Below are 9,830 nucleotides of genomic sequence, written 5' to 3'. Positions count from 1 at the left end.
AGCTGATCCAGGCCAAGCCGTTTGCCGCTGCGCATGCCGATATGCAGGCGCAGCTGACGCGGCTGATGGGCAAGAACTTCGTGGCCGATACGCCTTACCAGCAGCTGGTGCATTTCCCGCGCTACCTGAAGGGCATCGCCATGCGCATCGACAAGATCAAGGGCGATCCGGCGCGCGATACGCAGCGCCTGCAGGAAATCACGCCGCTGTTGCAGCAATGGCAGCGCGCCGAGACGCAATTGCGGCAGCAGGGCAGGGGTGTGGAAGACGCCCGGCTGGACGAGTTCCGCTGGATGCTGGAAGAGCTGCGGATCGCGCTCTTCGCGCAGGAATTGCGCACGCCGGTGCCGATGTCGGTGAAGCGGCTGCAAAAGGTGTGGGAGGCCATGCAGCGCTGAAGACCGGGCGCGTCGCCCCGCCCGGGCACTGGTCCGGGCGGAGATTGTGACCAAATGTTAGTTTGTTGCGCTAGGTCATCGGATCACAGTCCGAAAACGTTAGAATGATCGATTAAGTCATTGTTTAACGGTCTTATGCTCGCATTGCGTCGTGTAGTTTCCGGGTTTGCCGCCATCGGCACCCTGGCCCTGGGGATGGTAGCGGCGCCGGCGTTGGCGGAAGTCGTGGTGGTGCTCAATTCGGGTGATGCCACGGTCACGCTGATTGACAAGGACACCCAGAAGGTGCTGGAGACGTTCCCGATCGGGAAGGAGCCGCACCACCTGATCGCCACCCCTGACGACAAGTCGCTGATTGTCGCCAATGCGGTGGGCAACGACCTGGTCTTCCTTGATCCGGTTACCGGCAAGGTCCAGCAGCGCGTTGCCAATATCGACGATCCCTACCAGATCGGCTTCTCGCCCGACCAGAAATGGTTCCTGGCTACCGGCAACCGGCTGGATCGGGTTGATATCTACCGTTGGGACGGCAAGGCGCTGAAGATCGCCAAGCAGTTGCCGCTGGCCAAGACCCCCAGCCATATCGCCTTCACCGACGATAGCCGCATCRCCTTTGTCACGTTGCAGGACTCCAACGAGGTGGTCGCCATCGACCTGCCCACGCAGACCGTGATGTGGCGCATGGATGCCGGTTCCGCACCCGCGGGCGTATGGGTCACGCCGGACCAGAAATACCTGTTGGTAGGCATGACCGGCGCCGACTACGTGGCCGTGATCGACTGGCGTACCCGCACCATGGTCAAGCAGATCCAGACCGGCAAGGGCGCGCACAACTTCCGCGCGGTGGGCGACAAGCGCCATCTGTTCCTGTCCAACCGGGTTTCCGGCACCATCAGCATCATCGACCAGCAGACCCTGACCAAGGTCGGCGACATCACCGGCCTGCCGGCCGGCCCCGACGACATGGAGCTGACGGCCGACGGCAAGACCCTGTGGGTGAGTTTCCGCTGGGCGCGCTCGGTGGGCCTGATCGACGTGGCCAGTCGCAAGCTGGTCAAGACCATCCGCGTGGGCCGTTCGCCCCACGGTATTTATTTCCGTACCCGCGCACCGCTTTATTGAGGGATGGCGGGTAGCCGCGCCACGGGCGGGAACGCCGCGGCCGGCACGGTATCGAAACTAGTATGGCCGCTGCCACTCCAACGCAGTCACAGGAAATCAGGACAGGCATCATGAGCAAGATTTCGCAGCCCTGGCTGCCCGGCGCCCTGGTCCGCGCGGTGGCTGCGGGGCTTGCCGCCACCGGGCTGGCGCTGGCCGCCTCGCCGGCCGGCTCGGCCGAAGCCGGGCAGACCGCGCCACCGGCCTGCCGCGCCGGCACGCTCTACCTGACCTTCGACACCGGCAGCATGAGCCAGGCGGCGCTGATTGCCGACACGCTGCGCCGCCACCATATCAAGGCCACCTTCTTCCTCGCCAACGAGCCTACGATCAACAAGGACAGCTCGCTCGATCCGGGCTGGGCCGCATACTGGAAGACCCTGGCGGCCGATGGCCATGTCTTTGGCAGCCATACCTTCGATCACGTCTACCTGCGCGGCGTGCGCGACGGCAAGGTGAAGATGCGCCCGCAGTTCGGCGCGCATGCGGGGCAGGATGTGGTCATGGACCAGCAGAGCTTCTGCAGCGAACTCAACCGCAGCGCGCAGGCGCTGCGCAGCCTTGCCGGGACCGCCATGTCGCCGCTGTGGCGCGCGCCGGGCGGCCATACCGCACCGCAGACCCTGCAATGGGCCGAGCAGTGCGGTTTCAAGCATGTGGGCTGGGCGCCGGCGGGCTTCCTCGGGGACGAGCTATCTTCCGAGCGTTTTTCCAACCAGGCATTACTGGCGCGCGCGCTGCGCGACCTGCGCGATGGCGACATCGCCATGGCCCATCTTGGCATCTGGTCGCGCAAGGATCCGTGGGCGCCCGGCGTGCTGGAGCCGCTGATCAGCGGCCTGGAGCAGAAGGGCTTCTGCTTTGCGACGCTGCGCGACCATCCGGCCTATCGTGACTGGATACGCGGCCAGGCCGCCACCATGGCCGGGAGACGCTGATGCTCGATGCGCTCAATGCCTGGGTAGGCCAGATCGAGGCCACGCTGTTCCAGGATGTGATCCTGCCCGTGGTCTACCAACTCGGCTTCGGCGGTTATGCCGAGGACGCCTTCACCGGCACCGAATGGCTGCTTGTGGGGCTGGTGCAGATCGCAGTGATGGTGCTGATTCTCGGGCCGCTGGAAAAGCTGCGCCCGGTCGAGGCCGTCACGGATCGCGCAGCGATCCGCACGGATATCCTCTATACCGTGGTGCATCGCCTTGGCCTGTTCCGGCTCGCCATGTTCTTCCTGCTCGGGCCGCTGATGGACGGGTTGGAAGGACATCTGCGGCTGCTTGGCTGGCAGCGCGTGAATGTGGAAGACTGGTGGCCGGCGGTGACCTCGATCCCGCTGGTCAGCTTCTTCATTTACCTGCTGCTGTTCGACCTGCTCGACTACTGGTACCACCGGCTCTCGCATACCTACCGGTGGTGGTGGAGCCTGCATGCCGTGCATCACAGCCAGCGCCAGATGACGCTGTGGAGCGACAACCGCAACCACCTGCTCGACGACATGCTGCGCGACGTGGTGTTCGCCGTGGCCGCGCTGGCGGTGGGCGTCGAGCCATCGCAGTACGTACTGCTGGTGGCGCTGTCGCAACTGCTGCAAAGTTTGCAGCATGCCAACCTGCGCCTGCACTTTGGCCCCCTGGGCGAGCGGTTGCTGGTCTCGCCGCGCTTTCACCGCATGCATCATGCGGTGGGTCTCGGGCACGAGGCAATCGGCCGGCCCACCCGGCTGGGCGGATGCAACTACGGCGTGATCTTCCCCTGGTGGGACATGCTGTTTCGCACCGCCGTATTCACCGACGCCTATTACCCCACCGGCATCCGCGACCAGATGCCGCCGCCGGCAGGCAAGGGACGCAACTACGGCACCGGTTTGCTGTCCCAGCAGTGGTACGGCATCAAGCGCCTGCTGCGGCGCGGCTGACGCGCCTGGCCGCCTGAGCGGCGGCCAGGTGGCGCCATCCCCCCCGCCTGCCGTATCGGCGGCGCCGGGCTGTCAAGCAGCGGCCGCGCACGCGTCCCCCGCGACACTTATGACGTGTGCTAGTCTATTTGTCCCCGCCTTTGTGGAAACCCAATTCACTGCATGAACGATATTTTCCGCGCGCTTGGCCGTGCCCTGATCAGCCAGTTGCATCCGCGCATGCTGATGCTCACCGTCATTCCTTTCCTGCTCGCCACCGGGCTGTGGGGTGGCCTGCTGCTGTGGGGATGGGAGCCGATCATGACGGCCGCGCGCGGCGTGCTGGAAGCCTCGGTGCTGACCAGCTGGATCTACGGCGCGCTSGACTGGYTCGGYCTGCAGTCSCTGCGCACSGTGGTGGCGCCGCTGTTCGTGATCGCGCTGATGATCCCGCTGGTGATCGCCTCCATGCTGGTGTTTATCAGCCTGTTCTCGGTGCCGGCGGCGGTGCGGCACCTGGAGCGCAGCTATCCGGACCTCGTCAAGTCCAGGGGCGGCAGCATGTTGGGCAGCGTGTTCCACGCACTGGGCAGCACCATGGTGTTCCTGCTGCTGGCGCTGGTGACGTTGCCTCTGTGGCTGATTCCGCCGTTCTTCGCGCTGATTCCGCCGTTGCTGTGGGGCTGGCTGACCTACCGCGTGATGACCTACGATGCGCTGGCCCAGCATGCCACCGCGGAGGAGCGCAAGACGCTGATGAAGCGCCACCGCGGGGCCTTGCTCACCATTGGCGTGGCAGTGGGCCTGCTGGGCTCGGCGCCGACGCTGATCTGGGTGTTTTCGGCGGCGCTGATTTTTCTCTTTCCGTTCGTACTGGCCGCCACGCTTTGGCTCTACGTGCTGATTTTTATCTTCTCGGCGCTGTGGTTCGGCCATTTCTGCCTGCGCGCGCTGGAGCAGTTGCGTGTCGAACGCGCGGCCGCGGCCGCAGCGGCCGCGCCGGTAGTGGACGTTATCGATCTCGCGCCGTCGGATGTGCGGCGCCTTGAACAATCCTGAAGCGAGGGCATCATGGGTTTCGGCCTGATCGTCATTGGTGACGAGATTTTGTCGGGGCGGCGTGAAGACAAGCATATGCGCCGTGCCATCGAACTGCTGGCGGCGCGCGGGCTGGCGCTGGACTGGGCGGAGTACGTGGGCGACGAACGCGCACGCATTACCGCGACGCTGCGCCGTACCTTCGCCGGCGACGATGTGGTGTTCTGCACCGGCGGCATTGGCGCGACCCCGGACGATCACACCAGGCAGTGCGCGGCGGCTGCGCTGGGGGTGCCGCTTGAGTTGCATCCCGAGGCGCGGGAACTGATCGCGCAGCGCATTGCCGAGACGGCGGCTGGCGATGCGGTCAAGGCCGACCTGAACCTGCCGGAAAACCAGCATCGCTTCAAGATGGGCGAATTCCCCGCCGGGGCGCGCATCATCCCGAACAGCTACAACCGCATCCCCGGATTCTCGGTGGCCGACCATCACTTCATGCCGGGCTTCCCGGTGATGGCGTGGCCGATGATGGAATGGGTGCTGGACCACTACTATCCGCACCTGTTCCATCTGGCGGTGCAGGTGGAGCGCTCCTTCCTGGTGTTCGAGGCGCCGGAGTCCAYGCTGACGCCGCTGATGGAGCGGGTCGAGGCCGCGTTCGACGGCATCCGCGTGTTCAGCCTGCCGTCGGTGGGAGATGCCAAGCGCGGCGAACTTTATGCGCGCCGCCATATTGACCTGGGCGTCAAGGGCCCGGCCGATCAGGTCGAGCCGGCCTATGCCATGCTGCGCGAAGGTGTGCGGGCGATGGGCTTCGAACTGGTGGAAGTGGCAGCGCGGAGGCCAGGCGATCCGGCGGGGGACTGAACCGCCAAGCGCCGGGGAAATGAAAAACGGGACAGCCAGGCTGTCCCGTTTTGCTTGGGGCGCGGGCGTGCCGCCGCTTCAGGCGCCATGCCAGGGAAGGCCCCGGAAGCACCAGCCTTCCACCGTCTTGCGGTGATGGTGTTCATCGCGGCTGCCTTCGAAACCTTCCAGCACATCCATCGCGTACTGGTAGCCAGCCTCCGTGGCGACGCGGGCGGCATGCTTGGAGCGCGCCGCGCTGCGGCACAGGAACAGCACGGGCACGTCGGCGGGCACGCGGGCCTTCAGCTGGGCGATGAACGCAGCATTCTGCGCGCCGCCCGGATAGCTGCTCCATTCCACATGCGCCGCCTGGGCTTCCGGCAGGTCCGGCGCGCCGATCCAGTCCAGTTCGGCCTGYGTGCGCACATCCACCATCACGGCAGTGGGGTCGCCCTGCAGCAAGGCGAAGGCTTCCTGCGGGGAGAGGGCGCCGAAGTAGGGCAGTTGGTTTTGCTGCTGGCGCTGCCGCGCCGCTTGGAGGAGTTCGTCTCGGGTGGTCATCTGGGTGACAAAATCGATGGGTGGAATGGCGTCAAGGGGAGCCCGGCAAGTATTCTAGCGCGCCGGGAGTGCGTGCCGGTGCGTTTGGCGGGGAACGGTATAGACTTCCGCCGGGACAACGGGAATACCGGCGGCATGGCGTCCGCACCGGGTACTTCTGCACCGCAAGCAGGCAAGACTGCCCCGCTCGCGCCAAAATGAACTAATCTGGTGCGTGAGCACGGAAACGGTGCAAATTGGCGTGCAAATGCACCATTAAGGTGTTTTTGTTTGCGGCGGTCGCGGAGCCTTGCCGCAGCGGGCGCGACCGACGAGGCAGCAGAATTGTGGTGTATGTCATATGCTGCACCCGGAACGCGCCGCAGGCCCTGAATCGCGCCGCGCAGCTGCACTTTTTTCGGGAACGCAGGGGTGACAAGGGGGTTGCCTTGGCACGCTTTCTGCTAACATTCCTCGTCCCTTTCGTGGCCGATCTTTATCCTGCCCCCAACGCCTTCCAGGCGTAGCGCTGTAGAGATCGACGCAAGAATGGCTTTATAGACTTCAGCCGAATTTCCAGGAGATAGGCATGGCCCACAGCGTTGCAGATGTGATGAAGCTTGTGAAGGAAAACGACGTCAAGTTCGTCGATTTCCGTTTCACCGATACCAAAGGCAAAGAGCAACACGTGTCGGTACCCGTGTCGCACTTCGACGAAGACAAGTTTGAAAGCGGCCACGCTTTCGACGGCTCGTCGATCGCCGGCTGGAAGGGTATCGAGGCTTCGGACATGCTGCTGATGCCGGATCCGAACACCGCCAACGTCGATCCGTTTTACGAAGAACCCACCCTGATCCTGACCTGCGACGTGGTTGAACCGTCGGACGGCAAGGGTTATGACCGCGACCCGCGTTCCATCGCCAAGCGCGCCGAGGCTTACCTGAAGAGCACGGGCCTGGGCGACACCGCCTTCTTCGGTCCGGAACCCGAATTCTTCATCTTCGACGGCGTGACCTGGAACATCGACATGCAGGGCTGTTCCGTCAAGATCCAGTCGGAAGAAGCACCGTGGTCGTCGGGCAAGGAATTCGAGCACGGCAACAGCGGTCAYCGTCCGGGCAAGAAGGGCGGCTACTTCCCGGTCGCCCCGATCGACACGTTCCAGGATATCCGTTCGGAAATGTGCCTGATCCTGGAATCGCTGGGCATCCCCGTGGAAGTCCACCACCACGAAGTTGCCGGCCAGGGCCAGAACGAAATCGGCACCAAGTTCAGCACGCTGGTGCAGCGCGCCGACTGGACCCAGCTGCAAAAGTATGTGATCCAGAACGTCGCCCACACCTACGGCAAGACCGCCACCTTCATGCCGAAGCCGGTCGTTGGCGACAACGGCTCGGGCATGCACGTGCACCAGTCCGTATGGAAGGACGGCCAGAACCTGTTCGCGGGCAACGGCTACGCCGGCCTGTCGGAATTCGCCCTGTACTACATCGGCGGCATCATCAAGCACGCTCGCGCGCTGAACGCCCTGACCAATCCGGGCACGAATTCGTACAAGCGTCTGGTGCCGGGCTTCGAGGCACCGGTCAAGCTGGCGTACTCGGCTCGCAACCGTTCGGCTTCGATCCGCATTCCGTACGTTGCCAATCCGAAGGGCCGCCGTATCGAGACCCGCTTCCCGGATCCGCTGATGAACCCGTACCTGGGCTTCTCGGCACTGCTGATGGCCGGCCTGGATGGCGTGCAGAACAAGATCCACCCGGGCGAAGCTGCCGACAAGAACCTGTACGACCTGCCGCCGGAAGAGGATGCAAAGATCCCGACCGTGTGCTCCAGCCTCGACCAGGCCCTGGAATACCTCGACAATGACCGCGAGTTCCTGACGCGCGGCGGCGTCTTCTCCAACTCCATGATCGATGCCTACATCGAACTGAAGATGGAAGAAGTGACCCGCTTCCGCATGACGACTCACCCGATCGAGTTCGACATGTACTACTCGCTGTAAGGCGAGGCGTTGCCAGGTTGTGACCGGGCAACAGTTGCACCAGGAAGGGGCGGCTTCGGCTGTCCCTTTTTGTTTTGTTCGCTGGTTTGATCGCTAGAATGGGGCTCCTTTCCCACCATCCCTGCTGATGTCAATGGACGCGCTCGAATTCCCGCCCCCCTCGCTCCACCCGGTGCACCGCTTCGGTGCCCGCATGCACGCATCGGCAGCCGTTTGCGCCATGCTGGCGCTGGCCCTGCTGTGCTGGAGCCGCCCGGCCCCGGCCCAGTCGGAAATCTATGTCTGCACCGGCCCCAACGGGGTGCCGGAATACCGGAACGGCAACGGCGGCAAGGGCTGCAAGCGGCTCAGCCTGCCCGAGGTGATGACCGTGCCGGGCGGGCGCGTGAATGCCCCTGCGGCGGGCAAGGGCGCCGGCCCTGCCGTGGCGCCCGCGGCGTTTCCGCGAGTCGACAGCGCGACCCAGAAAAGCCGCGATGGCGAGCGCCGCGCCGTACTCGACCAGGAGCTGCAAAGCGAAGAGGCCAAGCTGGCCGCGCTGCGCGCCGAGTACAACAACGGCCAGCCCGAGCGCCAGGGCAATGAACGCAACTACCAGAGGTATCTCGACCGCACCGCCGCGCTACGCGACGACATTGCGCGCGGTGAGGCCAATGCCGCTTCACTGCGGCGCGAACTCTCCAACTTGAAGGACTAGTGTCATGCGCCGCCTGATTCGCAGCGTCTCGCGCAAGGTAGCCTCGGCCGGAGCCGGTACCCCGCCCGAAGGAGAGGCCGTGGTGCTGCCCCTGGGCGATGTGTCCTACCACCAGGGGCTGGACGTCGTGGCCAACCCCGTGTTGCTGGTGCGCCAGCCCGGCCTGCGCATCGTCTATGCCAATCCCGCGGCCGAGGCGAGTTTCGCGGTGTCGCGCAAGGCCATGGTGGAGCTGTCGCTCGCGGACCTGTTTGGTAGCTCGGAAGAGCTGGCCAGCATGATAGAGACCGTGATTTCGCGGCAGTTCGATGCCCGCCGGCAAGACGTGGTGCTGCATCCGCCGTTGCAGGAGCCCATGCACGCCCATGTCGTCATCGGGGCGCTGGACGCCAATTCCGACGCCGTGGTGGTGGAGGTGCTGCCCAACGAGCAAAAGGTGCGCAGCGACCGCGAGGAGCGCATCCTCGACCTGACCTCGGCCAACAAGGAATTGATCCGCAATCTCGCCCACGAGATCAAGAACCCGCTGGGCGGCATCCGCGGCGCGGCGCAACTGCTTGAGTTCGAGTTGCCCGATCGTTCGCTGCGCGAATACACGCAGGTCATCATCAAGGAGTCGGATCGCCTGCAGACTTTGGTGGACCGCCTGCTGGAGCCGCACCGCCATCCGCATATCGTGTCCGACCTCAATATCCACGAGGTGCTGGAGCGCGTGCGCTCGGTGGTGCTGGCCGAATTCCCCTCCGGGCTGGATATCGTGCGCGACTACGACGCGAGCCTGCCCGACTTGCGCGGCGACATGGAACAGTTGATCCAGGCCGTGCTCAACATCGTCCACAACGCCGCCCAGGCGCTCGCCGAGCGCRTCGCGCGCGGCGATGCGCAGATCRTMYTGCGKACSMGGGTGGCMCGSCAGGTRACRATTGCCAAGCGYTTGTTCAAGCTGGCATTGGACTTGCATGTCATCGATAACGGYCCGGGCATCCCCGAGGATATTCGCGAACGCATCTTCTACCCGCTGGTGTCGGGTAGGGATGGCGGCAGCGGCCTCGGTCTCACACTCGCTCAAACCTTCGTGCAGCAGCACGAGGGCTTGATCGAATGTGAGAGCCGGCCCGGCTGTACCGACTTCCGTATCCTGCTGCCCCTGCATTGAGCGCATCGGCGACAGCAATTGGAACTGCCCCAATGATTGCTGCCGACCGGCTTGCCGGCGGTGTGCGGCCAGGTTCACGGAAGACCAAATGACAC

The 9,830-nt window shown here is 64.6% G+C and carries 10 protein-coding genes; 9 read left to right on the top strand and 1 reads right to left on the bottom strand.

Features of this window, described 5'->3' with window-relative positions:
* The 6 genes from AC1DKD_RS34950 to AC1DKD_RS34925 all read left to right on the top strand — a co-directional run.
* Positions 1 to 398: DUF3418 domain-containing protein (locus AC1DKD_RS34950; protein ID WP_477144298.1), on the top strand; the 398-nt coding region annotated here is incomplete at its 5' end.
* Between the two features lie 195 nt (positions 399 to 593).
* On the top strand, positions 594 to 1,520 hold the full coding sequence (locus AC1DKD_RS34945) for a YVTN family beta-propeller repeat protein (RefSeq protein WP_477144299.1): 927 nt from the start codon (positions 594 to 596) through the stop codon (positions 1,518 to 1,520).
* Between the two features lie 110 nt (positions 1,521 to 1,630).
* Positions 1,631 to 2,497, top strand: coding sequence for a polysaccharide deacetylase family protein (locus AC1DKD_RS34940; RefSeq protein WP_441632143.1), 867 nt, complete (start codon positions 1,631 to 1,633; stop codon positions 2,495 to 2,497).
* Positions 2,497 to 3,471, top strand: a complete 975-nt coding sequence (locus AC1DKD_RS34935; RefSeq protein ID WP_441632145.1) for a sterol desaturase family protein — start codon at positions 2,497 to 2,499, stop codon at positions 3,469 to 3,471. The genes AC1DKD_RS34940 and AC1DKD_RS34935 overlap by 1 nt, the downstream gene beginning before the upstream one ends.
* A gap of 162 nt (positions 3,472 to 3,633) precedes the next feature.
* Complete coding sequence (locus AC1DKD_RS34930; protein WP_477144297.1) at positions 3,634 to 4,509, top strand: EI24 domain-containing protein; 876 nt, start codon at positions 3,634 to 3,636, stop codon at positions 4,507 to 4,509.
* A gap of 12 nt (positions 4,510 to 4,521) precedes the next feature.
* Positions 4,522 to 5,355 (top strand): competence/damage-inducible protein A, encoded by an 834-nt coding sequence (locus AC1DKD_RS34925; protein ID WP_477144296.1) that lies wholly within the window; start codon positions 4,522 to 4,524, stop codon positions 5,353 to 5,355.
* 78 nt (positions 5,356 to 5,433) lie between these two features.
* Here AC1DKD_RS34925 and AC1DKD_RS34920 read toward each other — a convergent pair whose 3' ends face one another.
* A complete protein-coding gene (locus tag AC1DKD_RS34920) occupies positions 5,434 to 5,898 on the bottom strand; it encodes a rhodanese-like domain-containing protein (RefSeq protein WP_035867017.1) in 465 nt (154 codons plus the stop codon).
* Between the two features lie 568 nt (positions 5,899 to 6,466).
* Between AC1DKD_RS34920 and AC1DKD_RS34915 the strand changes: the two genes are divergently transcribed.
* From AC1DKD_RS34915 to glnL, 3 genes are all read left to right on the top strand, one after another.
* Positions 6,467 to 7,882 (top strand): 3-hydroxylaminophenol mutase, encoded by a 1,416-nt coding sequence (locus AC1DKD_RS34915; protein ID WP_035867014.1) that lies wholly within the window; start codon positions 6,467 to 6,469, stop codon positions 7,880 to 7,882.
* 133 nt (positions 7,883 to 8,015) lie between these two features.
* A complete protein-coding gene (locus tag AC1DKD_RS34910) occupies positions 8,016 to 8,579 on the top strand; it encodes a DUF4124 domain-containing protein (protein ID WP_441632150.1) in 564 nt (187 codons plus the stop codon).
* Between the two features lie 4 nt (positions 8,580 to 8,583).
* Positions 8,584 to 9,735, top strand: coding sequence for a nitrogen regulation protein NR(II) (glnL, locus tag AC1DKD_RS34905; RefSeq protein ID WP_477144295.1), 1,152 nt, complete (start codon positions 8,584 to 8,586; stop codon positions 9,733 to 9,735).
* Positions 9,736 to 9,830 lie beyond the last annotated feature (95 nt).

This window comes from Cupriavidus sp. 05T313 (genome assembly GCF_056396665.1).
The sequence above is the reverse complement of the archived record's forward strand: the minus strand, read 5'-3'. Positions and strand labels throughout refer to the sequence as shown.